The sequence below is a fragment of the Rhodosalinus sp. FB01 genome, from assembly GCF_041365715.1.
Classification (GTDB): Bacteria; Pseudomonadota; Alphaproteobacteria; order Rhodobacterales; family Rhodobacteraceae; genus Rhodosalinus.
This window is the reverse complement of sequence record NZ_JBGFSH010000013.1, coordinates 26,877-51,030: the sequence shown is the minus strand read 5'-3', so window position 1 is coordinate 51,030 and position 24,154 is coordinate 26,877. Positions and strand designations below refer to the sequence as shown.

The 24,154-nt window shown below is 70.1% G+C and carries 24 protein-coding genes; 11 read left to right on the top strand and 13 right to left on the bottom strand.

Features of this window, described 5'->3' with window-relative positions; all coding sequences use genetic code 11:
- Positions 1-19: 19 nt before the first annotated feature.
- Both rsmD and AB6A65_RS15325 read right to left on the bottom strand, forming a co-directional pair.
- The gene (gene rsmD / locus AB6A65_RS15330) at positions 20-580 is read right to left on the bottom strand and encodes a 16S rRNA (guanine(966)-N(2))-methyltransferase RsmD (RefSeq protein WP_371039271.1); all 561 of its coding nucleotides are present in this window, start codon (positions 578-580) and stop codon (positions 20-22) included.
- Complete coding sequence (locus AB6A65_RS15325; RefSeq protein ID WP_371039270.1) at positions 577-1,788, bottom strand: NAD(P)/FAD-dependent oxidoreductase; 1,212 nt, start codon at positions 1,786-1,788, stop codon at positions 577-579. Before AB6A65_RS15325 ends, rsmD begins: the two co-directional genes overlap by 4 nt.
- A 95-nt stretch (positions 1,789-1,883) precedes the next feature.
- Between AB6A65_RS15325 and AB6A65_RS15320 the strand changes: the two genes are divergently transcribed.
- Complete coding sequence (locus AB6A65_RS15320) at positions 1,884-2,372, top strand: peroxiredoxin (RefSeq protein WP_371039269.1); 489 nt, start codon at positions 1,884-1,886, stop codon at positions 2,370-2,372.
- Between the two features lie 19 nt (positions 2,373-2,391).
- Here the strand turns inward: AB6A65_RS15320 and AB6A65_RS15315 are convergent, their stop codons facing one another.
- The 7 genes from AB6A65_RS15315 to AB6A65_RS15285 form a co-directional block, all read right to left on the bottom strand.
- The gene (locus tag AB6A65_RS15315) at positions 2,392-3,147 is read right to left on the bottom strand and encodes a hypothetical protein (protein WP_371039268.1); all 756 of its coding nucleotides are present in this window, start codon (positions 3,145-3,147) and stop codon (positions 2,392-2,394) included.
- A complete protein-coding gene (locus AB6A65_RS15310; protein WP_371039267.1) occupies positions 3,144-3,446 on the bottom strand; it encodes a 4a-hydroxytetrahydrobiopterin dehydratase in 303 nt (100 codons plus the stop codon). The genes AB6A65_RS15315 and AB6A65_RS15310 overlap by 4 nt, the downstream gene beginning before the upstream one ends.
- Positions 3,443-4,642, bottom strand: coding sequence for a GNAT family N-acetyltransferase (locus tag AB6A65_RS15305; protein ID WP_371039300.1), 1,200 nt, complete (start codon positions 4,640-4,642; stop codon positions 3,443-3,445). The genes AB6A65_RS15310 and AB6A65_RS15305 overlap by 4 nt, the downstream gene beginning before the upstream one ends.
- A gap of 32 nt (positions 4,643-4,674) precedes the next feature.
- Entirely contained in the window at positions 4,675-5,439 is a 765-nt protein-coding gene (locus AB6A65_RS15300; protein WP_371039266.1) for a glycerophosphodiester phosphodiesterase family protein, read from the bottom strand.
- Positions 5,436-5,903 (bottom strand): RidA family protein, encoded by a 468-nt coding sequence (locus tag AB6A65_RS15295; RefSeq protein ID WP_371039265.1) that lies wholly within the window; start codon positions 5,901-5,903, stop codon positions 5,436-5,438. Before AB6A65_RS15295 ends, AB6A65_RS15300 begins: the two co-directional genes overlap by 4 nt.
- A gap of 104 nt (positions 5,904-6,007) precedes the next feature.
- Entirely contained in the window at positions 6,008-7,321 is a 1,314-nt protein-coding gene (locus tag AB6A65_RS15290; RefSeq protein WP_371039264.1) for an HlyD family type I secretion periplasmic adaptor subunit, read from the bottom strand.
- Positions 7,318-9,051: a type I secretion system permease/ATPase gene (locus tag AB6A65_RS15285; protein ID WP_371039263.1), complete on the bottom strand. Its 1,734-nt coding sequence runs from the start codon at positions 9,049-9,051 to the stop codon at positions 7,318-7,320. The genes AB6A65_RS15290 and AB6A65_RS15285 overlap by 4 nt, the downstream gene beginning before the upstream one ends.
- A 207-nt stretch (positions 9,052-9,258) precedes the next feature.
- Between AB6A65_RS15285 and AB6A65_RS15280 the strand changes: the two genes are divergently transcribed.
- The gene (locus AB6A65_RS15280; protein ID WP_371039262.1) at positions 9,259-10,020 is read left to right on the top strand and encodes a VacJ family lipoprotein; all 762 of its coding nucleotides are present in this window, start codon (positions 9,259-9,261) and stop codon (positions 10,018-10,020) included.
- Positions 10,010-10,609, top strand: a complete 600-nt coding sequence (locus AB6A65_RS15275; RefSeq protein ID WP_371039261.1) for a phospholipid-binding protein MlaC — start codon at positions 10,010-10,012, stop codon at positions 10,607-10,609. The genes AB6A65_RS15280 and AB6A65_RS15275 overlap by 11 nt, the downstream gene beginning before the upstream one ends.
- Before the next feature lie 12 nt (positions 10,610-10,621).
- On the opposite strand, the gene AB6A65_RS15270 is transcribed toward AB6A65_RS15275, so the two are convergent.
- Positions 10,622-12,790, bottom strand: a complete 2,169-nt coding sequence (locus AB6A65_RS15270; protein WP_371039260.1) for a transglycosylase domain-containing protein — start codon at positions 12,788-12,790, stop codon at positions 10,622-10,624.
- A 252-nt stretch (positions 12,791-13,042) separates the two neighbouring features.
- Here AB6A65_RS15270 and AB6A65_RS15265 point away from each other — a divergent pair, with 252 nt between their 5' ends.
- The gene (locus AB6A65_RS15265) at positions 13,043-13,381 is read left to right on the top strand and encodes a P-II family nitrogen regulator (protein ID WP_371039259.1); all 339 of its coding nucleotides are present in this window, start codon (positions 13,043-13,045) and stop codon (positions 13,379-13,381) included.
- A 33-nt stretch (positions 13,382-13,414) separates the two neighbouring features.
- Entirely contained in the window at positions 13,415-14,758 is a 1,344-nt protein-coding gene (locus AB6A65_RS15260; protein ID WP_371039258.1) for an ammonium transporter, read from the top strand.
- 80 nt (positions 14,759-14,838) lie between these two features.
- Here the strand turns inward: AB6A65_RS15260 and AB6A65_RS15255 are convergent, their stop codons facing one another.
- Positions 14,839-15,216: a rhodanese-like domain-containing protein gene (locus AB6A65_RS15255; RefSeq protein WP_371039257.1), complete on the bottom strand. Its 378-nt coding sequence runs from the start codon at positions 15,214-15,216 to the stop codon at positions 14,839-14,841.
- A 148-nt stretch (positions 15,217-15,364) separates the two neighbouring features.
- On the opposite strand from AB6A65_RS15255, the gene mutL reads away from it, so the two are divergent.
- Together mutL and AB6A65_RS15245 are read left to right on the top strand one after the other, a co-directional pair.
- Positions 15,365-17,221 carry a DNA mismatch repair endonuclease MutL gene (gene mutL / locus AB6A65_RS15250; RefSeq protein ID WP_371039256.1) on the top strand — a complete coding sequence of 619 codons (1,857 nt, stop codon included), beginning with the start codon at positions 15,365-15,367 and terminating at the stop codon, positions 17,219-17,221.
- Positions 17,218-18,387, top strand: coding sequence for a DNA recombination protein RmuC (locus AB6A65_RS15245; RefSeq protein WP_371039255.1), 1,170 nt, complete (start codon positions 17,218-17,220; stop codon positions 18,385-18,387). The genes mutL and AB6A65_RS15245 overlap by 4 nt, the downstream gene beginning before the upstream one ends.
- Positions 18,388-18,405: 18 nt before the next feature.
- Here the strand turns inward: AB6A65_RS15245 and AB6A65_RS15240 are convergent, their stop codons facing one another.
- The gene (locus AB6A65_RS15240; RefSeq protein WP_371039298.1) at positions 18,406-19,065 is read right to left on the bottom strand and encodes a ChrR family anti-sigma-E factor; all 660 of its coding nucleotides are present in this window, start codon (positions 19,063-19,065) and stop codon (positions 18,406-18,408) included.
- A gap of 8 nt (positions 19,066-19,073) precedes the next feature.
- Positions 19,074-19,634, bottom strand: coding sequence for a sigma-70 family RNA polymerase sigma factor (locus tag AB6A65_RS15235; protein ID WP_371039254.1), 561 nt, complete (start codon positions 19,632-19,634; stop codon positions 19,074-19,076).
- Between the two features lie 228 nt (positions 19,635-19,862).
- Here AB6A65_RS15235 and AB6A65_RS15230 point away from each other — a divergent pair, with 228 nt between their 5' ends.
- The 4 genes from AB6A65_RS15230 (at position 19,863) to AB6A65_RS15215 (ending at position 24,120) form a co-directional block, all read left to right on the top strand.
- Entirely contained in the window at positions 19,863-21,158 is a 1,296-nt protein-coding gene (locus AB6A65_RS15230) for an NAD(P)/FAD-dependent oxidoreductase (RefSeq protein ID WP_371039253.1), read from the top strand.
- Positions 21,155-21,913: a DUF1365 domain-containing protein gene (locus tag AB6A65_RS15225; protein WP_371039252.1), complete on the top strand. Its 759-nt coding sequence runs from the start codon at positions 21,155-21,157 to the stop codon at positions 21,911-21,913. Before AB6A65_RS15230 ends, AB6A65_RS15225 begins: the two co-directional genes overlap by 4 nt.
- Complete coding sequence (locus AB6A65_RS15220; protein ID WP_371039251.1) at positions 21,910-23,118, top strand: MFS transporter; 1,209 nt, start codon at positions 21,910-21,912, stop codon at positions 23,116-23,118. Before AB6A65_RS15225 ends, AB6A65_RS15220 begins: the two co-directional genes overlap by 4 nt.
- 270 nt (positions 23,119-23,388) lie before the next feature.
- Complete coding sequence (locus tag AB6A65_RS15215; RefSeq protein WP_371039250.1) at positions 23,389-24,120, top strand: SDR family NAD(P)-dependent oxidoreductase; 732 nt, start codon at positions 23,389-23,391, stop codon at positions 24,118-24,120.
- Positions 24,121-24,154 lie beyond the last annotated feature (34 nt).

The following is a 24,154-nucleotide window of genomic DNA, read 5'->3' as shown; positions in this document are numbered from 1 at the left end:
GCCGGGGCGCCGGTGACGGTCAGGGCGCCCGGAGAAGCGTGACGGTCGTGTCGCCGTACCGCCGCGCTTCGAGCGTTTCGAAACCCTCGGGCGGCACCACCGCCCCGCCTTCCTCCCAAACCACGAGCGCGCCGGGCGCGAGCCAGCCGCCGCGCCGTGCGCCTTCCAGCGCGGCCCCGCCCAGGGCCTTGCCGTAGGGCGGATCGAGGAAGACGAGGTCGAAGGGCTCCCCCGGGTTCTCTCCGAGCCGCGTGGCGTCGCGCCGCCAGATCCGCGTCACTCCGCCCGCGCCGCAGATCTCGACGTTGCGGCGCAAGAGCGCGCGCGCCTTGGCGCCCTCGTCCACGAATGTCGCGCGGGCGGCCCCGCGCGACAGCGCCTCGAGCCCGAGCGCCCCGGTGCCGGCGAAGAGGTCGAGCACCCGCGCCCCGGTGACCGGATCGCCGAAGCGACCGCCGTCCAGCACGTTGAAAAGGCTTTCGCGCACACGGTCCTGCGTCGGGCGCAGATGCGCGCCCGCATCCCCCGCGCCGAGCCCCGCAAGCGCCCGGCCCCGCCACCGTCCGCCGACGATCCTCACGCCGCGAGCAGCGCCTTGAGGTCGGTCCCGGGATCGGCGAGGGCGGCCCGGTCGGGCGAGCGGCCCGCCTCCAGCAGCCGCTTGCCGACCATGTAGTCGCGGGGCGCGTTCATCGCGTCCACGGCGAGCAGCGTATCGTCCGCGAAATACCAGTGCGACACCGATCCCGTGGTCGTCCCGGGGCGCACCACCACGCGGTCATGCCCCTGGCCCAGCCCCGCGATCTGGAGCTTGACGTCGTACTGGTCGGACCAGAACCAGGGCGTGGGATCGTAGGCCACGCCCGCGCCCAGCATGTTCCGCGCCACGGTTTCTGCCATGTCGATCGCGTTCTGCACGCTTTCCAGCCGAAGGCGTCCGCCGCGCCAGGGAAACGAGGCGCAATCCCCCGCTGCCCAGATCGCCGGGTCGGAGCTGCGCCCCTCCGCGTCGGTGCGGATGCCGTTCTCGATGGCGAGCCCCGCCGCCTCGGCCAGCGCGGTCGCGGGCGTGATGCCGATCCCCACGATCACCATGTCGAGGGCAAGCTCGGTGCCATCGGAGAGCGCGGCGCCCGTCACCCGGTCCTCGCCCACCAGGCGTTCGAGCCCGGTGCCTTCGCGCAGGTCCACGCCGCGGGCGCGGTGCAGCGCGCGGAAGTAGTCGGCCGTCTCGGAACAGGCGACGCGGCCCAGGATGCGGGGGGCCGCTTCCACCAGAGTGACCTCCATGCCCGCCTTCGCGCAGACCGCCGCGGCCTCGAGCCCGATATAGCCGCCGCCCACCACGAGGGCGCGCCCGCCCGCCCGGATCGCCGGGGCCATGGTGTCCACGTCCCTGAGGTCGCGCACGACATGGACGCCCGCGAGTTCCCCGCCGATCGCGCCGGGCAGCCGCCGCGGCACCGCGCCGGTGCAGAGCGCGAGCGTGTCGTAGGGATGGGTGTGGCCGCCCGCGATCACCGTCCGGTCGGCGCGGTCGATCGCCACCGCGGTTTCGCTCAGGTGCAGGTCGATTCCGTTTTCCGCGTAGAAGCTTTCGGGCCGCAGGAAGAGCCGCTCTAGCGCCATCTCGCCCATGAGATACTGCTTGGACAGCGGCGGGCGCTGGTAGGGCGGCACGGGCTCTTCGCCGATCATGGTGATCGCGCCCTCATGTCCCTCGGCCCTGAGCCGCGCGGCGAGCGACGCACCCGCCTGCCCCGCGCCGACGATGACGATCCGCTTCATCCCGCATCCCTTCCCGTTTGCCGTGGTCCTGCCCCGCGCCGGAGCCTATATCGCGTCTGGAGACAGGTGCAACGAAACTGGAGAGAGGGACAGACATGACCATTTCCACAGGCGAGAAGCTGCCCGCCGCGACGCTGATGCGCATGGGCGCGGATGGCCCCGAGGCGGTGGCGCTCGAGGATATCACGGCGGGCCGCAAGGTCGTGATCTTTGCCGTGCCCGGCGCCTTCACCCCCACCTGCCATTCGGCCCATGTGCCGAGCTTCGTGCGCACGAAGGACGGGTTCGCGGGCAAGGGCGTGGACGAGATCGTCTGCGTCGCGGTGAACGACCCGTTCGTGATGGGCGCGTGGGGCGAGGCCACCGGCGCGAGCGCGGCGGGTCTTTCCATGCTGGGCGATCCCGACGCCGCCTTCACCAGGGCGATCGGCATGGACTTCGACGCGCCGCCCGCGGGGCTGCACGCGCGTTCCAAGCGCTACGCCATGCTGGTCGAGGACGGCGAGGTGAAGCTCTTGCATGTCGAAGACAATCCCGGCGCCTGCGAAAGCTCCGCGGGCGAGGCGCCTCTCGCCGCGATGTGAAGGGCGCGGGGCCGCGGGCTCAGCCGCGGCCCCGTGACCCTGCGAGGAGCGGCGCTGCGAGAAGCGCCAGAAACAGGATCGCCGAAAGGCCGCTGCCCGCCCCGCGCCCGCCCAGGAGAGCGGTGCCGGCCCAGACAGCCAGAAGCGCGCCGGACAGAAGGACGACCCGGGCCGCCGGCCGTCGCGCCCGCAGCGCCGCGATCTGTACGGCGGCGATCAACGCGCCCGCGCCCGCCGTGGCGGCCGCGGATGCGGCGGCGGGGGGCAGGTCGGCGCCCACCAGCACCGCATGGGCCGCCGCCGGGAAGAACACCAGCGCGAGATGCGACGGGTCGGCGCGCGCCGCCATCGCCGCCGGGCGCGCCCTGGGCCAGCGATGGCCGACGGCCACCAGCCCGGCACCGAGCGCGAGGGGCAGGCCTGCGAGAAAAAGCGCCGACGCCAGCCAGCCCATCGGCTCCAGCCCCGGCAGGCGTTTCAGCGTGAGGATCAGCCCGCCCACCGCTGCGAGGATCACCGGATAACCGAGATAGCCGAGTGCCCAGCGCGGGACGCCGACCCAAAGCCCGGCAAGGCCGAGCGCGGCGACGATGGCAGGCAGCGCACGGGCGAGCGGGCCGGGCAGCTCCGTTCCGGTCGCGAGCACCCAGAGCCCGGGCAGGGCCACCAGCGCCATGGCGGGCAGCGCGGCGAGCACCGCCTCGCCCGTCGATCTCTCGGCCGGGCGCAGCCGCGTGCCCTGTCCGAAGGGGGCCGGCCCGTGCGTCTCGCTCACCCGAGGCCGGCGAGCTGGTCGAACTTGCGCGCGAGCTTGGCGTCGAGCGACGACAGCCCGTCCACGTCATGGGTCGTCAGGGTGACGGTGACGGTCTTGTAGACGTTGGACCATTCCGGGTGATGGTCCCACTTCTCCGCCCAGAAGGCCGCGCGGGTCATCCAGCCGAAGGCTTCGACGAAATTGTCGAACTGGTAGGTGCGGGTGATCGCGTCGCGCCCGTCCACCATCTGCCAGCCGGCGTCCAGGAGCGGCTGCAACACGGTCTTGCGTGCGGTATCGCTGAGCTTCTCGGTCATTCGGGTTCCTCCACATCTGCCTTTCGGAATGGCCCGTAGGCCGTGAGCACCTCTATGTCCTGCGTCACCGCGCGCCGCTCGGCCTCGAGGTAGCGCGCGACCGCGTCGGCGAAGCCCGGATCGGCGATCCAGTGCAGGGAATGCACCTCGCATGGCAGGTAGCCGCGGGCAAGCTTGTGTTCCCCCTGCGCGCCGGCCTCGACGCGGGAAAGACCCTCCGCGATGGCGAAGTCGATCGCGCGATAGTAGCAGGCCTCGAAATGAAGGCAGGGGTGATGCTCCACGCAGCCCCAGTAACGGCCGAAAAGCGTGTCGCGCCCGATCAGGTTCATGGCGCCCGCGACATGGCCGCCCTCGCGGCGGGCCATCACCAGGAGGATGTCGTCGCGAAGCCGCTCCTGCGCGAGGTCGAAGAAGGCGCGTGTCAGGTAGGGGCGGCCCCATTTGCGCGCGCCGGTATCCTGGTAGAAGCGCCAGAAGGCGTCCCAGTGCCCGGGCCGGATCGCGTCGCCCGTCAACGTCTCGATCTCGCCGCCGAACTCGTTGGCCTGTCGGCGCTCCTTGCGGATCGTCTTGCGCTTGCGCGAGGAGAGGTCCGCGAGGAAGGCGTCGAAATCCGCGTAACCGCGGTTCTGCCAGTGGAACTGCTCGGTCACGCGGCGCATCAGCCCCATCTTCTCGCCCGCCGCTGCCTCCTCTTCCGTGCAGAAGGTGACGTGGACCGAGGAGAGCCCGTTGTCGGCGGCAAGCTGCACCGCCCCCTGCACCAGCGCCGTGCGGCCCCGGAGTTCTTCACCGGGGCGGACCAGAAGACGCCGCCCGGTGGCGGGCGTGAACGGTACCGCGATCTGGAACTTCGGGTAGTAGCGCCCGCCGGCGCGCTCGTAGGCGTGCGCCCAGTTGTGGTCGAAGATGTATTCGCCCTGGCTGTGGCCCTTGGCGTAAAGCGGTGCCACCGCGATGACGCGCCCGCCGGCGCGCGCCACGAGGTAGCGCGGCTCCCAGCCGGTGCCGGGCCCGACCGATCCGCTTTCCTCCAGCGCGGAAAGGAAGCGGTGGGTCGTGAAGGGGTCGATCGGCCGACCGCCGCTGGCGGCCTCGGGGCAGGCGCAGGCATCCCAGTCCTCCGCCGCAATGTCGGCGAGGCTTGCATGGGCCGTGACCTCGATCGGCTCGTCCTGTGCACCGTCGTCCATCATGCGGGAAACTGGGCCGCGACGGTCCGCGATCAAGCCGGAACCGCCGCGCGGTAGCATTCGAAGGTCACGTTCTGCGCCAGCCGGCGCGCCGCGCGTTCCTCGGCCTCCGACCGGATCGTCCAGGACAGCACCGGAACGCCGGTCGCGCGGATATCGGCCACGCGCGGGCGATCGAGGTCGGTATGCTCGTGGCTGATGAACATCGCGCCGCTGCGCTCGAATTCGGGCGCCTCGCGCAGTCGGGCGCGAAGTTCCTCGGGCATGTGCGGCCAGAGCGCCTCATCGAAGGCGCTGGTGGTGAGGCCGCGCGGGATGTCGGGCCGAAGCGCGCCCATGCGCGCGACGGCGTGACCGTTGAAGGACATCACCGCCAGCGGCCCCGTGTAACCGGCAAGTGCGCGCGCGGCCGCGGCCTCCAGTGCGCCATCCGTCGGTCCCATGCGGCCGTGCTGGTCCTTGAGCTCGACCAGCAGCGGCACGCGGCCGCCCACGATAGCGAGGATCTCGCGCAGCGTGGGGATGCCCTCGCCGTCGCCGCCCGACAGCGCGATGCGCCCGAGTTCCGCCGCGTCGCGCTTGCGGATCACGCCGGTTTCGCCGGTCAGCCGCCGCAGGTCGTAGTCGTGAAACACCATCGCCTCGCCGTCGGCCGAGGGCTGCAGGTCGATCTCGATGCCGTAGCCCGCCGCGACGGCGGCGCGCACCGCCGCGCGGCTGTTCTCGGGCCGGCCCTCGCCGTGAAGCGCGCGGTGGGCGATGGGCGTTTTCAGGAAGACTGGGTCGAGCGCCGTCATGCGATCTCGAAGATCCCCTCGATCTCGACGGCGACGCCCAGCGGCAGCGACGCCGCCGAGACGGCCGAGCGCGCGTGCCGGCCGGCATCGCCCAACGCCTCGACGAGAAAGTCCGACGCGCCGTTCACCACCTTGGGCTGCTCGGTGAAGTCGGCGGTGGAGTTGACGAAGCCGGTCAGCTTCACCACCCGCGTCAGCCGGTCCATATCGCCGCCGCAGGCCGCGCGCAGCTGCGCCAGAAGCGACAGCGCGCAGCGCCGCGCCGCGGCCGCGCCGGCCTCGGTGGACAGCTCCGCGCCGAGTTTGCCCGTGATGAGCGCGCCGCCCTCGTCCATGGAAATCTGGCCCGATACGTGCACCAGGTTCCCGGTCTGCACGTAAGGCACGTAATTCGCCGCCGGGGCCGGCGCGTCGGGCAGCGTCACCCCAAGCTCCGCCAGCCGTGCCTCGATCTTTCCGCTCATGCTGTCCTCCCGTGTTCCTCCAGAGTCGTGGCGGACGCTACAGTCTGGCGGCGGCCGGGAAAAGCGCCAATCGGGCCGGGCGCGGGGCGTTCGGCGCGGCCCGCTCAGCGTTCGCGGAACGCCTTCGAGAAATAGTCCGTGAGCGGCTTCAGCAGATAGGCGATGGGGGTGCGGTCATCGGTCCGGATGAAGGCCTCGACCGGCATGCCGGGCACGAGCACCAGGTCGTCTGGCAATCGGTCCTGTTCGGCTTCCGACAGCGTGATCTCGGCCCGGTAGTAGGCGTTCTGCGTGGCCTCGTCGGTAAAGATGTCGGCCGAGACCTGCGTCACCTGCCCGAAGAGTTCCGGCGTGCTGCGCTGATCGAAGGCGGAAAAGCGCAACGTCACGTCCTGCCCGGGATAAACCTGGTCGATGTGGATGGGCGCCACGCGCGCCGCGATCACGAGCGGGCGATCCTGCGGCACGATGTAGAGCAGAGGGTCCGCCGGGCGGATCACCGAGCGCGGCGCGAAGACCTGAAGCCCGTAGATGATGCCCGCGACCGGTGCGCGCACTTCCATCCGGCGAAGCCGCTCGACGAGGGTGCGGCGGCGCTCGGACAGTTCGAGTTCGCGGAACTGCAGGTCGCGCAACCGGGTGATCGCCTCTTCGCGTCGCCGCGAGCGCAGGTTCAGGATCTCGATCTCGATCTCGGTGATGCGCCCCTGCGCCTCCGCCCGCTGGGCGGTCAGCTCGCCCACCAGCCCGCTGAGCCGGGCTTCCTCACGCTGCAACGAGAGGACGCGCGAAGTCTGCGCGAGGCCGCGATCGAGAAGCGATTGCTGGTCGGAAAGCTCTTCCTCGATCAGGCTCAGCTGCCGCGTCAGCGCCGTCTGCTGCGCGTCGATCCCCTCGATCTGGTTGCCGATCTGCGCTGCGCGGCGGCGCAGCTGTCCGGCTTCGGTCTCGGCGGATTCGCGCCGCGCCTCGAAGAGCCGCAGTTGCCCGTCGATGAGGCCGCGCACCTCGGCGCTGATGTCGGCCCGTTCCACGAGCAGACTGTCGAAGACCGGCGCATCCGCCTCGTCGCGTTCGGCCTCGAGCCTGCCGCGACGGGCCATCAGTTCGAAAAGCTGGCCTTCGACGATGGCAAGTTCCGAGCGCATTTCGCCGGCATCGAGGCGGATCAGCACCTGGTCGGCCCGAACCGTGTCGCCCTCGTCGACCAGGATGCCCTCCACCACGCCGCCGTCCGGGTGCTGGACCACCTGCCGGTTGCGCTCGACCTCGATCTGGCCGGAGGCGACGACGGCGCCCGAGATCTCGGTCATCGCCGACCATGTTCCGAAGCCGCCCACCAGCGTGACCAGCGCGACGAGTCCCACGGCCATGGGCATCCGCATCCGGAAGCGCGGAGAGGTCGCCTCGTCGCTCATCGCATGCCTCCCGGCGTCGCGGATTTCAGGATCTGCTGATGGTTCTTGACCTGGCTTTGAAGCACTTCGTCCTTGGGGCCGAAGGCGACCCGGTTGCCCTGGTCGAGCATCAGAAGCATGTCGCATTCCACGATCGCCGCCGGGCGATGCGCCATGATGAGCACCGCGCCGCCCCGCGCCTTGACGCCGCGGATGGCCGCGTTGAGCGCGAGGCTCCCCTCGTTGTCGAGATTGGAGTTCGGCTCATCGAGCACGAGCAGGACCGGATCGCCGTAAAGCGCGCGGGCGAGGCCGATCCGCTGGGTCTGGCCGCCCGAAAGCCGCCCGCCGATGTTGCGCAGCTTGGTGTCGTAGCCATCGGGAAGTTTCAGGATCATCTCGTGGGCGTCGGCGAGCTTGGCGGCCTTCACCACCGCGTCCGGATCCGGGGTCAGGGACAGGCGGGCGATGTTCTCGGCGACCGTCCCGTCGAAAAGCTCCACGCTCTGCGGCAGGTAGCCCACATGGCGCCCGAGCACTTCCGGCACGTACTGGTCCAGCGTCGCGCCGTCGAGGCGCACCTTGCCGCCTGCCGGCCGCCAGAGCCCCGTAAGCGCGCGCGCGAGCGTGGACTTGCCCGCGCCCGACGGCCCGATGACCCCGAGCGCCTCGCCGGGGTTCCCCGCGAAGCTGACGATCCGGAGCGCCGCCTGCGTCTGGCCGGGTGGCACGACGGTCAGTTGCTGCACGTCGAGCTTCGCGCGCGGCGCGGGCAGGCTGGTGCGCGCCGTCTCGGGGGGCACCTCGGACAGGAGTTCGGCAAGCGAGGCCCAGCCGCGCCGGGCGGCCTGCATCAGCGGCCAGTTCCCGATGGCAAGCTCGATCGGCGCGAGCGCCCGGCCAAGCAGGATGGAGCCCGCGATCATCGCGCCGGGCGTCAGCTCCCCGCGCAGCACCAGCCAGGCGCCGAGGCCCAGCATCGCCGATTGCAGCATCAGCCGGAAGGTCTTGGTCAGCGAGGTGAAGGTCCCGGCCACGTCGGAGGCGCCGACCTGGTTGTCGAGCGCCTCGTCGCGCGCCTGCCGCCAGCGATCGAAGGCCGCGCCGCGCATTCCGAGGCTCTGCACCGTCTCCGCCTCGTCGCGGATCTGGTTCGCCATGGTCTCGGCGCGGTAGACGGCGGCGTTGCCCTTGTCGAGCGGGCGGCGCGAGAGCCACTGGTTGATCGCCGTGAAGGCGATGAGCAGCGTGCCGCCGGCCACGGCCAGGATGCCCAGCCAGGGATGGAAGAGCGCGATGCCGAAAAGGAAGAAGGGGGTCCACGGGATGTCGAAGAAGGCCATGAGCCCCGGCGACGTCAGCAGGCGCTGCACCGATTCGAGAGCGCGCAGCCCGGTGCCGGAGCGCTGGTCGGGCGCGATGGCCGACTTGCGCATCACCGCGTCGAAGACCCGCCTGTCGAGCCGCGACTGGAAGCGCGCACCGACGCGCGCCATGATCCTCGAGCGGGCGTAATCCAGAAAGCCCATCATGCCGTAGAGAAAGACAACGAGGATCGAGAGCGCGACGAGCGTCGCCTCGGACCGCGAACTCAGGACACGGTCGTAAAGCTGGAGCATGTAAAGCGGCCCCGTCAGCATCAACAGGTTCACGAAGAAGCTGAAAACGCCCACGAACCAGAAATAGCCGCGGTTCTCGCGACGCGCCGCCCGAAGCTCTTCCAGCCCGGGCGAAGGATCGATCTTTCTCATACGCGTCGTTCCGCCCTGCGCTCTTGTCCGCTCAGCGTGCTTTTGCCAGAGTTTGCAGGGCGGGTCCACTTGTCGCGCATCCGCCACAGCGCGGCGAAGACGGCGCGGAGGGTGATGGGCATTCCGCTCGCTTGTCCTCATGAAAGCGCCTAGTCTGCGCCGGGCGGGTCTCTTCCGCGCTTAGATGATCCTTGAAGGAAATCCATGGTGTCCCCTTTGCGCCTTCGCCGCCTCGTGATGCTTCTGGCATTGCCGCTTCTGGCCGCGTGTTCCGTGCCCGAGCCCGGAAACGAGGGCGGGATCCACGATCCCTACGAGCCGGCGAACCGGCGCGTTCACGAGTTCAACAAGAGCCTCGACCGCTCCGTGGTCCGGCCGCTGGCGCGGGGCTACACCCGGGCCGTGCCCGACGGGATCGAGGACAGCATCGTTCAGTTCGGCGACACGTTCTCGACCCCGGGCTATGCCGTGAACCGCCTTCTGCAGGGGGATCTCAGGGGCGCCGGGCTCAACACCGTGCGGTTCGCGACGAATGCGGTTCTCGGGTTCGGGGGCATCTTCGATGTCGCCAAGGAGTTCGGGCTGCCGGCCGACGAGACCGATTTCGGCGAGACGCTGGCGGTCTGGGGCGTTCCGGAGGGCGCCTATCGCGTGTCGCCCGTTTTCGGGCCCTCCACCGAACGCGATTCGGCGGGCCGCCTCGTGGGCTGGTTCCTCAACCCGCTCGACATCGCTCTGCCGCGGCCCGAACGGTATTCGGGGCTCGTGGCGCGGGGCCTCGGCGGGCTGACGGAGCGCGGGCGCTTCTCGGACACCTACGATTCCGTTCTGCATGAAAGTGCCGACAGCTATGCGCAGACGCGCCTGATCTATCTCCAGAACCGGCGCTTCGAGCTGGGCGCGCGCAGCGGCGGCGCGCCGGCCGAGGAGACCTTCACCGATCCCTACGAGGAACTCTATGGCGACTGACATCTCCCGCCGCGGCTTCCTTGCCGGCGCTGCTACCGCCGCCGTCCTCGCGCCGCGCCCCGCTTTCGCGCTGACGGAGGGCCGGGCGCGCGGCCTCGTCGACAGCCTCGTCGAAGAGATCAACGCGGTCATCTCGTCCGGACGGTCGGAACGGCAGATGTACCCAGAATTCGAGCGCATCTTCCGGCGCTACGCCGACGTGCCGACCATCGCGGCCTACGCCCTCGGCGTGGACCGGCGCCGGGCGAGCGAGGCGCAGATGCGCGCCTTCACCGAGGCGTTCACCGGTTACATCTCGCGCAAGTACGGCAAGCGGTTCCGGGAGTTTTCCGGCGGGCGGCTCGAGGTCGAGACCGTGAGCCGGGTGAAGAACTATTACCAGGTCCGCACCACCGCCTACCTGCCGGGCCAGTCCCCCTTCATCGTGGATTTCCACGTCTCGGATCGGTCGGGCCGCGATCTCTTCTTCAACATGTTCATCGAAGGCGTGAACATGCTCCTGACGGAGCGCGAAGAGATCGGCGCCATGCTCGACCGGCGGGGCGGCGACATCGACCGGCTCATCGCGGAGCTGCGCGGCGCGGGCTGAGCGCCGGGCCGGTCAATTGGCGCCGAAAAGATCGCGCAGCACCTGCTCCAGCACCGAATCGGCGACATCGTCACGGCCGCGCCGCTCCGCGGCGGGCCCGTCGCGCGATGCCGCGGGCGCGCGTTCCGCCGGGCGCAGCATCGGCAGGGGCCGCGGCGGCAGATCCGCGTGCACGCGGCGCATGGTTTCATGCCAGATCTCGGCGGGCAGCCCGCCGCCGGTGACGCCTGAGAGCGGGGTGTTGTCGTCGTATCCCATCCCGACGCCCGCGACGTAATCGGCGGTGAAGCCCACGAACCAGGCGTCGCGCGCGGCCTGCGTGGTGCCCGTCTTGCCCGCGGCCTCGCGATCGGGCAGGGCGGCGCGGCGGCCCGTGCCCTCGCTCACCACCTTCTCCATCATGTAGATCAATTCGCGCGCGGCCTCCTCGCGGATCACGCGTTCGCCGATGCCGCCTTCCGAATTGTCGATGAGCGCCCCCGCGTCGCCTTTCAGCCGCAGCTCCATCAGGCCGTAGGGCGATACCGAGGATCCGCCGTTCAGGATCCCGGCATAGGCGGCCGTCATCTCCAGCAGCGTCGACTCCGACGCCCCGAGCGCCAGCGCGGGGCCGGCGGCGAGATCGCTTTCGATACCGAAATCGGCGGCCACGCGCCGCACGTTCTCGCGCCCCACATGTTCGGAGATCTTCACCGCCGGGATGTTCAGCGAGCGCTTGAACGCCTCGGTGAGCGTCACGAGCCCCGCGTAGTCGTTGGTGTAGTTCTCGGGCGACCAGGGGCCCGAGCCGGGAATGTCGATGGTCAGCGGCTCGTCGCGGATCATGTCGTTGGGGTGGTAGCCGAGTTCGAGCGCGGTGGCGTAGACGAAGGGCTTGAAGGCCGATCCGGTCTGGCGCTTGGCTTGCGTCGCGCGGTTGAACACGCCCGAGACGCGGGTCTTTCGGCCGCCCACCATGGCGCGCACCGCGCCGTCGGCCGACATCACGACGATGGCGGCCTGCGCCTCCGAGCCCTCGCGCACCTTGGTTTCGAAGATGTGCAGCAGCGCCTCTTCGGCGGCGCGCTGCATGGCCCGGTCGAGCGTGGTCGTGATGACCACGTCCTCGGTGGTGTCGCGCGTGAAGTATTCCGGCGTCGAGGACATCACCCAGTCCGCGAAATACCCCCCCGCCTTGGCCTCCGCGGTCTCGGAGAGCGCGGCCGGCTGCGCGAGCGCGGCCGCGGCCTCCGCCTCCGTCAGGTAGCCCTGCTCTTCCATCAGCCGGATCACCGTGGCCGCGCGTTTGCGGGAGCGTTCGAGGTTGTTGGTGGGTGCGAGCGCGGTGGGCGCGGTCAGCAGCCCCGCGAGCATCGCGCCCTCGGACGGCGCGAGGTTCCGCGCAGGCTTGCCGAAGAAGCGCTGCGCCGCGGCCTCGGCGCCGTGCGCGCCGCCGCCCATGTAGGCGCGATTGAGGTAGATCGAGAGGATCTCGTCCTTGGAGTACTTGGCCTCCATCGCCATGGCGTAAAGCGCCTCGCGCAGTTTCCGCCAGAGCGTGGTCTGCCGGCAGTCGGCCTCGTAGGCGGCCTGAGTTTCCCACGCGGCGGGGTCGTATCGCACGCCGAGGCAGAGCAGCTTCGCGGTCTGCTGGGTGATCGTGGAGCCGCCATGACCCTGAAGCGGCCCGCGCCCTTCCGACAGGTTGATGCGGATGGCGCCCGCGATGCCGATCGGGTCCACCCCGGGATGCAGGCGGAAGCGCTTGTCCTCGGTGGCGATCACGGCGTTCTTGAGATGCGGCGACACGGTATCGGCCGTCACGACGCCGCCGAAGACCTCGCCGCGCCAGGCGAACACCTCGCCCTGCCGGTCGAGCAGGGTGACCGAGCCGCGCGCCCGCCCGTCCAGGATCTGCTCGTAGGGAGGCAGGGTGGCGTAATAATAGGCGACGCCGCCGCCGATCAGCAGCGCGACGATGAGGGTGACGCGCCAGGTCAGCCCCCAGAGCATCCGCGTGACGAAGGCGAAAAGGCCCGTGACGGCCGCCACGACGGGATTGCGCGGCGCCTTGCGCCGGCTGCCAGTCCTGCGTTTGCGCCGCGCGGGTTTGCGCGCGGCGGTCCTGGAGGGGGGGTTCCCGCGGCCCTTGCCCCGGCGATCCGCCACCAGCCGGGGCGGCCTGCGGCCTGAATCACTCATTATGCTTCTCTCGGCGCCTGCTCTGGGGGCGAGCATATCCTTTAAACGGCGCGATGTTTAGGGCGTCCGTGCCGCGGTGCAGCTTCACGTGTAGATTAAAAATAAGGCATATTTTTATTAATGCTCAAAAATTACGCATATGTTCGCGCCTTGCCGTCCCCGAGCGGGGGCAAATCTTTGCACCGCCTCCCCTGACCGATTTTCTGCATCTGCACAGGAGCAGCGGCAGCTGCCTAAGCGAAGGGGATGACGTTGAAACTGATCATAGCAACGATCAAGCCGTTCAAGCTCGAGGAGGTGCGCGAGGCGCTCACCTCCGTCGGCGTCCGCGGCATGATGGTCACGGAAATCAAGGGGTTCGGGTCGCAGTCCGGCCATACGGAGATCTATCGCGGCGCGGAATACGCCGTGAACTTCGTGCCCAAGGTCAAGCTCGAGATCGCGGTGGACGACGGCATGGTCGACCAGGTGGTCGAGACCATCGCCAAGACCGCGCGCACCGGAAAGATCGGCGACGGGAAGATCTTCGTCCTGGATCTTGCGCAGGCCGTTCGGGTGCGCACGGGCGAAACCAACGCGGACGCGCTTTGACGCGGGTCACAGGATGAAAGAGGGGAAAAACCTATGAAACTCACGAGAACTCTTGCCCTGGCCGGCGTGCTGGCGGCGCTGCCCGCGCTCGCCATGGCGCAGGACGAGGCGCCGGCGCCGCTGGCGACGGACGAATTCGTCTGGATCATGAACTCGCTGCTGTTCCTGATCGGCGGCTTCCTGGTGTTCTTCATGGCCGCCGGCTTCGCCATGCTCGAGGGCGGGCTCGTCCGCTCTAAGAACGTGACAATGCAGATGACGAAGAACGTCGGGCTCTTCTCGCTCGCGGCGATCTTCTACTGGCTGATCGGCTACAACCTGATGTATCCGCTGGGCGACTGGGCGATCGAGGGCTGGTTCTCGGGCCTCTTCCCGGCCTGGGCGGTGCTCGAGCCCGTGGGCGTGACGCTCGCGGACGCCGATGATGCCTCCTACGCCTCGACCGGATCGGACTACATCTTCCAGCTGATGTTCTGCGCGGCGACCGCTTCGATCGTCTCGGGCGCGCTCGCCGAGCGGATCAAGCTCTGGCCGTTCCTGATCTTCACGATCGTCCTGACGGGCTTCATCTACCCGCTCACGGCGTCCTGGCAGTGGGGCGGCGGCTGGCTGTCCGAGGCCGGGTTCTCCGACTTTGCCGGCTCGACCGTCGTGCATGCCTGCGGCGCGGCCGCGGCGCTTGCCGGCGCAATCGTGCTCGGCCCGCGCAAGGGCAAGTACGACAAGGACGGCAAGGTGCACCCGATGCCGGGCTCCAACCTGGCGCTGGCGACGCTCGGGATGTTCATCCTGTGGCTCGGCTGGTTCGGCTTCAACGGCGGCTCGCAGCTCGCCATGGGGTCGGTCGGCGACGTGGCGGATGTCTCCCGCATCTTCTCCAACACCAACATGGCCGCGGCATCGGGCGCCGTCACCGCGCTGATCCTGACGCAAGTGCTCTACGGCAAGCCCGACCTGACCATGGTGCTCAACGGCGCGCTGGCGGGCCTCGTCTCGATCACCGCGGAGCCGCTCGCGCCCTCGCTTCTGCTCGCGGGCATCATCGGCGCCGTGGGCGGGGTGATCGTGGTGCTGACCGTCCCGATGCTGGACAAGTTCAAGATCGACGACGTGGTCGGCGCCATCCCGGTGCACGGTTTCGCCGGGATCTGGGGCACCTTCGCGGTCGTGCTGACCGGCACCTCCACGATCGGCCCGCAGATCCTCGGCATGGTCGGCATCATCGGCGCGACCTTCGTCCTGTCGCTGATCGTCTGGCTGATCCTCAAGGCCGTGATCGGCATCCGCGTCGACGAGGAGGCGGAGATCAACGGCCTGGACGTGTCCGAGCTGGGCATGGAGGCCTACCCCGAGTTCTCCAAGGGCGGATCTTCCTGAGCCGATCCCGAGAGAACCTTAAAAGAGGCCCGGGCATGGTCGTGCCCGGGCCTTCCTCGTTTCCGTCGGTCATGCGGGGCTCAGGGCTCGACCTTCTGCGGCGCGCCGCTTGCCATGTTCGTGCCGACATAGGGAAGTTTCGCGGTCTTCCATCCGGCGAACCCTCCTTCCATGTGCGCGATCCGGTCGAAACCCGCCTCGATCGCGGCGCGCGCGGTCTTCTCGGAGCGCACGCCGGAGCCGCAGTGGAACACGAGCCGCTTCTCGGACTGGCCGGGCAGGGATTTCGCGTCGAAGAAGGCGAGCGGCATCAGAAGCGCGCCCTCGATGTGCTCGAACATGTATTCCTGGGGCGTGCGCACGTCGATCAGCACGATCTCGCCTGCCCGGGCGGCGCGGGACACCTCCTCGGGGCTCCAGGTCTCGAGCTTGGCGTCGCCGACGGTCTCGGTCTTCATGAACGTCTCCTTGGCTGCATGGTCGGTCGGGGTCCGAAGGCTGCCCCGCGCGCCCAAGACTAGCGGTTCGCCGCGCCGCCGCACAGAGGGCGGCGACGCGGCCGTGCCGGGTGGTCGAATCGTGCATGGGCGTGCTAGGTCTTGTTGAATGAACGAGTTCAGCCACAAGATAACCGCGTCGCGCCCGGTCATTCGTGCGCTCGACGAGGCCGCCATCAACCGCATCGCCGCCGGCGAGGTCGTGGAGCGGCCCGCCTCGGCGGTGAAGGAGCTTGTGGAGAACGCGATCGATTCCGGCGCCGGGCGGATCGAGATCGCCCAGGCCGGCGGCGGCAAGACGCTGATCCGTGTCCGCGACGACGGCTGCGGCATGACGGCGGACGACCTTCCCTTCGCGGTGGCGCGTCATGCCACCTCCAAGATCGACGGGTCGGACCTTCTCGATATCCGCAGCTTCGGGTTCCGCGGCGAGGCGCTGGCCTCGCTCGGCGCGGTTGGCCGGCTGACGCTCACCAGCCGGGCGCAGGGCGCGGAGGCCGCGTCGCTGACCGTCACGGGCGGCGACATGGGCCCGGTGCGGCCCGCCGCGCTCGACCGCGGCACGGTGGTGGAACTGCGCGACCTCTTCCGTGCGACGCCCGCGCGGCTGAAGTTCCTGCGCACCGACCGCGCAGAGGCGCAGGCCATCGCCGACGCCGTGCGCCGCCTCTCCATGGCCAAACCCTTCGTGGGCTTCACGCTGCGCGACGTGACGGGTGGCGGCGAAGGGCGGGTCAGCTTCCGCGCCGACGCGGAGACCGGCGATCTTTTTGACGCGCTTGCCGGGCGGCTTGCATCGGTCCTCGGAGAGGATTTCCTGCGAAACGCGCTTCCCATCGAGGCCGAGCGCGAGGGGCTGCGGCTGCGCGGCTACGCGGCGCTTCCCACCTACTCGCGCGGGGCGGCGGTGGCGCAGTATCTTTTCGTGAACGGCCGCCCGGTGCGCGACCGGATGCTGGTGGGCGCGCTGCGTGCCGCCTACATGGACGTGCTGCCGCGCGACCGCCACGCGGTGGCCGCGCTTTACATCGACTGCGATCCGCGGCTCGTGGACGTGAACGTGCATCCCGCCAAGACGGAGGTGCGCTTTCGCGACCCGGGCGTGGCCCGCGGGCTGATCGTCTCGGCGCTTCGTCATGCGCTGGCCGAGGCCGGGCACCGGGCGTCCACCACCGTGGCGGGGGCGGCGCTCGGCGCGGCCCGGCCGGAAGCGCCGGCCGCGCCCCGCTACCAGATGGACCGGCCCTCCGCCGGGGCGCGGGCCGCCTCCTACATGGCCCAGTCACCGGGCTTCGCCGAGATGGCGGACGACTGGAGCGCGCGGATCGACGCGCCGCAGGACGTGGCCGAGGACGCGCCAACCGCGCAGGCGGCGCCGGCGGAGCGGCTGCCGCTCGGCGCCGCGCGCGCGCAGCTTCACGAGACCTACATCGTCGCGCAGACGGAAGACGGCGTGGTGATCGTGGATCAGCACGCGGCGCATGAGCGGCTGGTCTACGAGCGGCTGAAGCGCCAGCTCGCCGAGGCGGATGTCGCGTCGCAGGCCCTGCTCATTCCCGAGATCGTGTCGCTGGCCGGCCCGGACCGGGCGCGCCTTCTGGACGCGGCGAAGGATCTGTCCCGTCTCGGGCTGGCGCTCGAGCCTTTCGGCGGCGACGCCATCGCGGTGCGCGCGACCCCGGCCGCGCTGGGCGCGGTGGATGCGCGCGCGCTCGTGCGCGACGTGGCCGACGAACTGGCCGACGAGGGCGAAAGCCAGGCGGTCGAGACGCGGCTGCTCTCGGTGCTGAGCCGCGCCGCCTGCCACGGCTCCATCCGTGCGGGACGGCGGATGCGGGCCGAGGAGATGAACGCCCTGCTGCGCGAGATGGAGGCGACGCCGCTTTCGGGCCAGTGCAACCACGGGCGGCCCACTTACGTCGAGTTGAAGCTTGCCGACATCGAGCGGCTTTTCGGACGGCGATGATCGCGTTCGGCGACCGTGCCGTGGCGCTTGACGATCCCCTCGCCCTCGCGCTCATCGGCGGGGCGGCGCTTCTCCTGCTCGCGCTGTGGCTGCTGATTGCGACCGCGCGCGCCGCGGGCCGGGCGGCGCGGACGGTCGAGCCGCTTCAACGGCAACTTGGCGCGCTCGGCCAGCGGGTGCGCGAACTGGGCGACGGGCAGCACCGGCTTTCGGGCGGGCTGACCCACGTCGCCGAGGCGCAGGCCCGCTCGCAGACGGAGACGCTGCGCCTGATGGAAGAGCGCCTCGCGCAGGTGAACGAGCGGATCGGCGAGAGCCTCTCGGGCAGCGCGCGGCGCACCGCCCATTCGCTGGGCGAGCTTCAGGAGCGTCTGAAGACCATCGACCGCGCGCAGGAGAAGATCGCCCAGCTTTCCGGCGATGTGCTCGGCCTGCAGGACATCCTGTCCAACAAGCAGACGCGCGGGGCGTTCGGCGAGATCCAGCTTTACGACATCCTCGCCAAGGCGCTGCCGCGCGACAGCTATTCGGTGCAGGGCAAGCTTGCCTCGGGCGCGCGCCCCGATGCGCTCGTGCATCTGCCGCACCCGCCCGGGCCCATCGTCATCGACAGCAAGTTCCCGCTCGAGGCGTACGAGGCGCTGCGGCGCGCGGAAACGCGCGAGGCGGCGCAGCGCGCGGCGCAAGCGTTCCGGCAGGCCGTGCGCACCCATGTCCGCACGATCGCGGAGAAATACATCGTCGAGGGTGAAACGGCCGACGGCGCGCTGATGTTCCTGCCGTCCGAGGCCGTCTACGCGGAGCTTCACGGCAACTTCCCGGACCTCGTGCGGGAGGGCTTCGCGGCGCATGTCTGGATCGTGTCGCCCACCACCTGCATGGCCACGCTCAATCCCATGCGCGCGGTCCTGAAGGACGCGCGGCTGCGCGCCGAGGCCGCGCGGATCCGCCGGGAACTGTCGCTGCTGGGGTCGGACATGGCCCGGCTCGGGCAGCGCGTGGAGAATCTCGAGCGCCACTTCGGGCAGGCGGCGCGGGACGTCGCCGAGATCAGGCTGAGCGCGGAGAAGGCGGCCGCGCGGGCGCACCGGCTCGACCGGTTCGAGTTCGACGACCCGATCGATGAGGCGGCGGCTGGACCGCCGTCCCCCGACGCGGCGGAGTGAGCGGCCCGCCGGCCGGGATCAGATTTGCAGGAAGGGCTGGGCGAGCCGCGGCACGAGGCCCGAGAACCGCAAGGGGGCGTCGGTGACCGCGAGGCAGATGCAATCCTCGCCCTCTTCGGCGACGGGGCTGTGGTGCAGCTTCTCGTCGGCGATCTCGACGTCGCCCGGCCCGAAGCGATCGGTCTCGTCACTGAATGCGCCGCGCAGGACGAGCGTGACCTCGGCACCGCTGTTCCCGTGATCCGGAACCGCCATGCCTGCGGGGATGTAGAGAAGCCGCGCGCGCGCCTCTCCGGTCATCGGCAGGAGGGCCTGCCTTACGCCGCGGCCGATGTTCTGCCAGCGCACGTCTTCGAGCCCCCCGCCGACATAGACCCGAACGGGCGCGGGCAACGCCTCGCCGGGCGCGGCGGCCGGAACGGCCGCCTCGGCCGGTTCGGGAAGACCCGTCTCGATCAGGCGCAGCGTCGCGGCGAGGCTGTCCTCGTCGAGCGCCACCGCGTCCTCGTTTTCGAGCACGGCGCCACCCAGGGTTTCGTAGCTCGCGGCCTCGGCACGGCAGGCGTCGCACAGGGACAGGTGCGACGCCACCACGAGATCGAAGGCCTCGGGCAGGGCGCCTGCGGCGTAAGCCATCAGCAGTTGCGGACTCAGGTGATGCTTGATCTTGGCAGTCATCGGCATGGTCACTTCATTTCGTGGCGCAGGCGCTCCAGCGCCAGGCGAATTCTCGATTTTATGGTGCCGAGCGGCAGGCCCGTCTCGGCGGCGATCTCGGTGTGACTGAGTTCCCCGAAATACGCGCGCTCGATCAGGTATCTCTGCTTGTCCGGCAGCGCGCGCAGCGCCTCGGCCAGGCGGTCCGTCTCCTGCTGGAGCGTCACCACCTCTTCCTGGTCGGGGTCCGCCTCGGGCCCCCAGGGAAGATCCTCGGGCTCGGGGCGGCGCTGGCGGCGCAGCGCGTCGATCCGGCGGTTTCGCGCGATCGTGAACACCCAGGTGGCGACGCTGGCGCGGGCCGGGTCGAACTGGTGCGCCTTCTGCCAGAGCGTCGCCATCACTTCCTGCGTGCATTCCTCGGCAAGGCCGGCATCCGCGCCCGACCGGATCAGGAACGCCTTCACGCGCGGGGCGAAATGTCCGAAAAGCTCGGCGAAGGCGCCCTGATCGCGCGTGTCCCGGATGCGATGGACATGCGCGGTCCAGTCGCAGGCGGCATCGCTCTTGGCGTCTCCCGCACCCGTCACGATCGCGGCCCGCGCTGCATGAGCGCGCCCGCCCGGAAAGCTGGAAAGCACAGGCGCCGGAGGCGGCGTGAATGCGTGGTCGAGTGTGTCGACATCCGTAAACATACCTTTATTACGGGTCGCCGAAAGCGGTGGATCACCCGGGCCGAAAGATTCCTTGTCATCGGCCCGGCCAAGATCACCGTAATGAAGTGCACAAGACAACCCAAGAGACGGAGTCCGCCCCCCATGCCATTCGAGCAGCCCCCCACCACCCCCCGCAGGATCGCCGTGATCGGCGGAGGCATTTCCGGCATGGGCGCGGCGCATTACCTGGCGGACGCGCACCGCGTGACGCTCTTCGAGGCGGAGCCGCGGCTGGGCGGTCATGCGCGCACGGTGCTCGCGGGCAAGCACGGCGACCAGCCGGTGGACATGGGCTTCATCGTCTTCAACAACGCCAATTACCCGCTGCTCACCCGGCTGTTCGACGAGCTCGACGTCCCCGTGACGGAAAGCCGCATGAGCTTCGGCGTCTCGATCGACGGGGGGCGCTTCGAATACGGTCTTTCCAGTCTCGGGTCGGTTTTCGCGCAGCGCCGCAATCTCGCAGACCCGCGCTACTGGCGGCTCATCCACGACGTGCTGCGCTTCAACGCGCGGGGGTACGACACCGCGCAGGAGGCCGGGCTGACCGTGGGCGGCCTGCTCGACCGGCTGCGCTCGGGCCGCTGGTTCCGCGACTACTACCTGCTGCCCTTCTCGGGCGCGATCTGGTCGGTGCCCAAGGCGCAGATACTGGAATTCCCGGCCCGCGCGATGCTGGAATTCTTCCGCAACCACCACCTGCTCGGGATCACCGGACAGCACCAGTGGTACACCGTGGCCGGCGGCTCGATCGCGTATGTCCGCCGCCTCGAGGCGGCGCTCGGCGGCCAGGGAGTGGACATCCGCAAGTGCTGCGCGGTGCGTTCCGTGCGCCGGGATGCCGGCGGCGTGGAGGTGGCGGTGCCCGGCGGCCCACCCGAGCGGTTCGACGAAGTGGTGTTCGCCACCCATTCGGACCAGGCGATGCGGCTTCTGTCGGATCCGACCGCCGAGGAGCGCGCCACGGTCGGGCGCATCGGCTACCAGCCCAACCGCGTGGTGCTGCATTCCGACACCGGCGTGATGCCGCGCCGGCGGCTCGCCTGGTCGTCGTGGAACTACACCGAGGACCCTGGCGGGCCGCAGGGGCGGATCGGGGTGAGCTACTGGATGAACTCGCTTCAGCCGATCCCCGAGGACGATCCGCTTTTCGTGACGCTGAACGACGCGCGCCCCATCCGCGAGGAGCTCATCCACGAAGAGACCACCTTCGCGCACCCGGTCTACGACACCGCGGCGCTCGAGGCGCAGGCGCGGTTGCCCGAACTCCAGGGCGCCAACGGCACATGGTTCTGCGGCGCCTGGGTCAAGAACGGGTTCCACGAGGACGGCCTGTCGAGCGCCCATGACGTGGCGCGGACGATCCTTGCCCGCGACGCCGGGATCGCGGCGGCGTGACCGCGCGGATCGAGCATATCGCCGGGCAGACCTTCCACGGGCGGAAGGGCGAGGTCCGCAACGCGTTCCGCTACGGCGTGGATTACCTTCTGCTCGACGCGGAGGCGGAGGTTGCCGCGCCGCGGCTCTTTTCCCGCAACGCGCGGAACCTCGTCTCGCTCTGGGACGTGGATCACGGCGGGGCGCGGGGCGCGGGGCGCGGGGCGGCCTGGGTGCGCGACGTGCTTGCCGCCCACGGGCTCGATCTGCCGGGACCGGTGCTGCTGCTCGCGCAGCCGCGGATACTGGGCCACGTCTTCAACCCGGTCAGCTTCTGGCTGTGCCATGACGCGGAGGCGCGGCTTTGCGCGGTGATCGCGGAGGTCAACAACACCTTCGGCGACCGTCACTCCTATCTCGTGCATCACGACGACCTGCGCCCGATCGCGGCCGAGGACCGGCTGACCTCGCGCAAGATCTTCCACGTCTCGCCGTTCCAGCCGGTGGAGGGCGACTACACTTTCCGCTTCGACATAACCCGCGAGCGTGTCGGCGTGTGGATCGACTACCTGCGGGAGGATGGCGGCCTTCTGGCCACGCTGACGGGGCCGCGTCGCCCGCTGACCACCCGCCGGCTTCTCGGTACCGGTCTGCGCCGGCCCTTCGGCTCGCGGAGGGTGCTCGCGCTCATTCACTGGCAGGCGCTGAAGCTGTGGTGGAAGGGCGCACGCTTCCATTCCCGCCCCGAGCCGCCGGAGGCCGAGATCACCCGATGACCCAGCGCCTCCCGGCCTATGGCCTGTTCGCCGCGATGCTCGCGGCGGCCGGGCTTCCGCTCTATATCCACGCGCCGAAGGTCTATGTGGACGAATACGGCGTGAGCCTTGCCGCGCTGGGCGCGGTGCTCTTCGGTCTGCGCCTTCTGGACGTGGTGCAGGATCCGCTGCTCGGTCGGCTCGTCGCGATGCTGCGGGGCCGCCGGCGGATCGCCGTCGCGGCAGGCGTCGCCATCATCGGCGCGGCGATGGTCGGGCTTTTCGGCGTGACGCCGCCGGTGGCCCCGCTTCTGTGGTTCGCGCTGATGCTGACATTCGTCTTCTCCGCGTTCAGCTTCCTGACCATCGCCTTCTACGCGCAAGGCGTGACCAAGGCGGACGACCTCGGACAGGGTGGGCATCTTCGTGTCGCGCGATGGCGCGAGACCGGCGCGCTTCTGGGCGTTTCCGCGGCGGCGGTGGCCCCCGCCGTGCTGGGATTCTCGGTCTTCGCCTGGGTTTTCGCCGCGCTGGCGCTGGCGGCGGGCCTTTCGATGCGGCGCGAATGGCGCGGCCCGGCCGGCGACGCGCTGGGCGGCGGGGGATTCGGACCCGTGCTGGCTGACCCGGGCGCGCGCCGGCTGCTGCTTGTCGCGCTCGCGAACGCGACGCCCGTGGCGGTGACATCCACGCTCTTCCTGTTCTTCGTCGAAAGCCGCCTTCAGGCGCCGGGCTACGAGGGGCCGTTGCTGCTGCTGTTTTTCATGGCCGCGGCCGGGGCGGCGCCCGCCTGGGGCGTGGCGGCCGACCGTTACGGGGCGCGGCGCGTGCTTCTTGGCGCGATGTCGCTGTCGGTCCTGGGCTTCATCTTCGCGCTCGGGCTCGGCGCGGGGGACTGGCCGGCCTTCGCCGTCATCTGCGTCATCACCGGCGCGGCGCTCGGCGCCGACATGGTGGTGCTGCCCGCGCTCTTCGCGAGCCGTCTCGCGGTGGTCGCGCCCGGGGCGGCGGAGGGCTTCGGGCTGTGGTCCTTCGTGTCGAAGGCCACGCTGGCGATCGCGGCGGTCTCGCTTCTGCCCGCGCTCGAGGCCGCGGGTTTCGAGGCCGGCACCGAGAACGACGAAACCGCCCTCTGGACGCTGACCTTCCTCTACGCGGGCATACCTTGCGTGCTGAAACTCCTGGCCATGGGGTTGCTCGTCACCGCGCCCCTCGACGAGAAGTGAGGCGATGAGCGCCCGCCCGAATGCCGTGACCGGCACGGACGGACACGCCCGCGCCGGCATCGTGGATGTTGTGGACGCGCAGCCGGGCTGGCACAAATGCGAGACGGGCATGCGACGCGGCAGCACCCGTCCGCCCGCGGCAAGCATCCGGGCGCGCGCAGCCGCTGCGGCCCGGCGGGTCCGCGCGGCGGACGGCAACGACGCGGACGCGGTCGACAGCCGCTGGGCCGTTCGGGCGGAACCGGCGACTACTCATGGAAAGGAGACGGCGTGAAGGACTGGACTGGTAAACGCTACTGGCTGATCGGGGCGAGCGAAGGGCTCGGTGAGGCGCTCGCGCGCAAGATGAGCGCGGCGGGCGTGGAACGCATCCTGTCCGCGCGCAGCGCAGAAAAGCTCGAGGCGCTGGCGGAGGACCTGCCGGGCCGCGCCTCGGCCGTGCCGGTGGACGTGACCGATCGCGAAAGCCTCGAGCGCGCGGCGGCCGAGATCGGAGAGATCGACGGGATGGTGTTCCTCGCCGGGGTCTACTGGCCGATGCCGTCGCAGGAGTGGAAGCCCGAGCAGGTCGAGGCCATGGCCGACGTGAACTTCACCGGCGCGGTGCGCGCGGTGGGCGCCGTCCTGCCGGCCATGGTGGCGCGCGATCGGGGCCACATCGTGCTGACCGGCAGCCTCTCGGGGTTCCGCGGTCTGCCCGGCGCCATCGGCTACGCCGCTTCGAAGGCCGGCGTCATGGCGCTGGCCGAAAGCATGCATTGCGACCTGCGAAAGACGGGCGTCGAGGTGCAACTCGTCAACCCGGGTTTCGTGCGCACGCGGCTCACCGACAAGAACGAGTTCCACATGCCCTTCCTGATGGAACCCGAGCACGCGGCGCGGGAGATCTTCGAGCACATGAGCGCGGGCGGCTTCGCGCGGAACTTTCCCACGCTCTTCTCGCTTCTGTTCCGGGGAAGCCTCTTTCTGCCGGACTGGCTTTACTACCGTGTCTTCTCATAGCATGAGCGGCTTCGCGGCAGCCGCCGCCCAGCCG

Bases quoted from the DNA above. Each gene is read 5' to 3' on its own strand.
- AB6A65_RS15325 (WP_371039270.1), bottom strand. From the start codon at position 1,788: ATGAAGCGGATCGTCATCGTCGGCGCGGGGCAGGCGGGTGCGTCGCTC.
- AB6A65_RS15320 (WP_371039269.1), top strand. From the start codon at position 1,884: ATGACCATTTCCACAGGCGAGAAGCTGCCCGCCGCGACGCTGATGCGC.
- AB6A65_RS15310 (WP_371039267.1), bottom strand. From the start codon at position 3,446: ATGACCGAGAAGCTCAGCGATACCGCACGCAAGACCGTGTTGCAGCCG.
- AB6A65_RS15305 (WP_371039300.1), bottom strand. From the start codon at position 4,642: ATGGACGACGGTGCACAGGACGAGCCGATCGAGGTCACGGCCCATGCA.
- AB6A65_RS15300 (WP_371039266.1), bottom strand. From the start codon at position 5,439: ATGACGGCGCTCGACCCAGTCTTCCTGAAAACGCCCATCGCCCACCGC.
- AB6A65_RS15295 (WP_371039265.1), bottom strand. From the start codon at position 5,903: ATGAGCGGAAAGATCGAGGCACGGCTGGCGGAGCTTGGGGTGACGCTG.
- AB6A65_RS15290 (WP_371039264.1), bottom strand. From the start codon at position 7,321: ATGAGCGACGAGGCGACCTCTCCGCGCTTCCGGATGCGGATGCCCATG.
- AB6A65_RS15285 (WP_371039263.1), bottom strand. From the start codon at position 9,051: ATGAGAAAGATCGATCCTTCGCCCGGGCTGGAAGAGCTTCGGGCGGCG.
- AB6A65_RS15275 (WP_371039261.1), top strand. From the start codon at position 10,010: ATGGCGACTGACATCTCCCGCCGCGGCTTCCTTGCCGGCGCTGCTACC.
- AB6A65_RS15270 (WP_371039260.1), bottom strand. From the start codon at position 12,790: ATGAGTGATTCAGGCCGCAGGCCGCCCCGGCTGGTGGCGGATCGCCGG.
- AB6A65_RS15260 (WP_371039258.1), top strand. From the start codon at position 13,415: ATGAAACTCACGAGAACTCTTGCCCTGGCCGGCGTGCTGGCGGCGCTG.
- AB6A65_RS15255 (WP_371039257.1), bottom strand. From the start codon at position 15,216: ATGAAGACCGAGACCGTCGGCGACGCCAAGCTCGAGACCTGGAGCCCC.
- mutL (WP_371039256.1), top strand. From the start codon at position 15,365: ATGAACGAGTTCAGCCACAAGATAACCGCGTCGCGCCCGGTCATTCGT.
- AB6A65_RS15245 (WP_371039255.1), top strand. From the start codon at position 17,218: ATGATCGCGTTCGGCGACCGTGCCGTGGCGCTTGACGATCCCCTCGCC.
- AB6A65_RS15240 (WP_371039298.1), bottom strand. From the start codon at position 19,065: ATGACTGCCAAGATCAAGCATCACCTGAGTCCGCAACTGCTGATGGCT.
- AB6A65_RS15230 (WP_371039253.1), top strand. From the start codon at position 19,863: ATGCCATTCGAGCAGCCCCCCACCACCCCCCGCAGGATCGCCGTGATC.
- AB6A65_RS15220 (WP_371039251.1), top strand. From the start codon at position 21,910: ATGACCCAGCGCCTCCCGGCCTATGGCCTGTTCGCCGCGATGCTCGCG.